We start from the raw sequence: 2032 nt of genomic DNA on the forward strand, positions 1-2032 counted from the left end.
GCCGCAGCGCGGCGAGCAGCCAGGCGCGCCGGGTCAGCAGCTGGGCCCGGCGGGCGTCCAGCTCGGCCAGTTCTCGGTCGAGGCGGGCCAGTTCCTCGGCGGGCTGGGGCACATGTTCCATGTACGGGAGTGTGGCCCCGGCCACCCGGCCCGTACATGCGCTCGGATACTCACTTCCCGGCCGCACCGCCCTGAGTAGGGCCCCACCCGGAAGCGGTTTGAACGAAGCCCGCGGAGCCCTGTATGGTTCAACCCGTTCCCGGGCGATTAGCTCAGTGGGAGAGCGCTTCGTTCACACCGAAGAGGTCACTGGTTCGAACCCAGTATCGCCCACCGGGGAGAGCCGGTCCGCCAGCATCACGCGGACCGGCTTTCGCATGTTCTGCCCCGCGAACCCCTCACGCCGCCGTCGGCATTTCCGGGCGCAGCGGCCACGCCGGATCCACCGTCTCCGGCGTCCCGCTCTTCGCGAACCACGCCTCCAGGCCACGCGCCTGGGCCGCGTGCCAGGTCGCCTGAAGGGTGTGCAGCTCGGACGGCGACAGCCGCTCCAGCCGGGCCGAGAATCGCCGGCACACCGCCCGTACCAGCTCCAGCGAAGCCGTCGCGTCGGCCGCCGCGTCATGGGCCCCGTCGAGCACCACCTCGTAACTCGCGCACAGGTCCGTGAGCGTACGGCGGCCCTTGCGGTAGCGGTCCAGATGCTTGTCCAGCACCCTCGGGTCCACCACCCGCATCGGCACCCCGTCGAGATACCCGGCCAGCGACGACGCCCGGTGCCGCTTCAACTCCCGGTCCAGCAGCGTCAGATCGAAGGGGGCGTTCATCACGACCAGCGGCCGGCCGGTCGCGCAGCTCTCCGCCAGTGCCCGGGCTATCTCGTCCATCACCGGGGCGGGCCAACGCCCGTTGCGCTGAAGGTGGTCATCCGTCAGACCGTGGATCCCGGTCGCCCCCGGCGGGACCGGAACCCCCGGATTGACCAGCCAGCGCGTGACGCGGACGCGACCGCCCGCGGTGTCCTGCGCGACGAGAGCGGCCGAAACGATCCGGTCCCGCTCGACGTCCACGCCTGTCGTCTCCGTGTCAAAAGCGGCCAGTGGCCCCTCGAACCAGTGCATCATCCCCGAACTCCTCGCACCCGCACGGCAGATGGAGTGATTCCTCTGCCCGATATCGGTGATACCCGGGCTGTTTGCCTGATACGCCGTTTGCGGGCGGTCCGATGCGGTGACAACACAGGTGAGACGCCGGGAAGTTGCCTCCGGCGTCCGTCGATCCGTCCAGCCCACGACACTCGCCGGCAGACCATCTGCCATCGATCGGCACGCCCGGAAGGCACACGGAGCCATGGCGCTCGCGCAGCCCGACCCCGGGGGAACCGCCCGCGCCGAGGCCTTCGGGCCGCGGCTGCCGCAGCAGTTCGACACGCCGCTGCGCGGCTCCCTCGCCACCACCGCCTGCATGGAGACCCTTCAGGTGGGCTATCTGCACGCCGTCGCGGCGGCGGCGGGATGCTCCCTGTCCCAGCCCTTCCCCGACAACGGCATCGACTGGCACGTCAGCCACGGCGCCCCGGCCCACACCGTCGACGACGAAGTGACCATCAAGGTGCAGCTCAAGTGCACCTACCAGATACCGCCGCACCCGGCGGGCGGGGCGTTCTCCTTCACGCTCGACAACGCCCACCTCGTGAAGCTCGCCCGCAGCCCGGTGTCGGTGCACAAGATCCTGGTCGTGATGATCGTGCCCCGCAGCCAGGACGACTGGCTGCGCGCCGGGCCCGGGGGCCTCGATCTGCGCCACTGCTGTTACTGGACCAATTTGGCCGGCCACGCGGTGACGGGCCGGTACCGGACCACTGTGCGCATTCCGACCTCGCGGATCTTCGACGACCGCGCACTCTGCGACATCATGGCCCGGGTCGGGGCCGGAGGGAGACCCTGATGCACCGGTCGATGGACGAGCCCACGGGCGGAGCGGGACTGCCCGCCGCCCGCTCGCATCCCACCGCCCGCCCCGGGCCCCCGCC

2 protein-coding genes and 1 tRNA gene are annotated in these 2032 nt (G+C 70.9%); 2 read left to right on the forward strand and 1 reads right to left on the reverse strand.

Annotated elements, in window-relative coordinates:
• Window positions 1-261: 261 nt before the first annotated feature.
• Window positions 262-333: transfer RNA gene (locus CR470_RS37580), tRNA-Val, on the forward strand.
• A 65-nt stretch (window positions 334-398) separates the two neighbouring features.
• On the opposite strand, the gene CR470_RS37585 is transcribed toward CR470_RS37580, so the two are convergent.
• The gene (locus tag CR470_RS37585; RefSeq protein WP_097872217.1) at window positions 399-1124 is read right to left on the reverse strand and encodes a 3'-5' exonuclease; all 726 of its coding nucleotides are present in this window, start codon (window positions 1122-1124) and stop codon (window positions 399-401) included.
• Window positions 1125-1350: 226 nt separating this feature from the next.
• Between CR470_RS37585 and CR470_RS37590 the strand changes: the two genes are divergently transcribed.
• Window positions 1351-1947, forward strand: a complete 597-nt coding sequence (locus CR470_RS37590; RefSeq protein ID WP_097872218.1) for a DUF4365 domain-containing protein — start codon at window positions 1351-1353, stop codon at window positions 1945-1947.
• The last annotated feature ends 85 nt before the right edge of the window (window positions 1948-2032 follow it).

It is taken from the genome of Streptomyces sp. rh34 (assembly GCF_002551245.1).
Classification (GTDB): domain Bacteria; phylum Actinomycetota; class Actinomycetes; order Streptomycetales; family Streptomycetaceae; genus Streptomyces.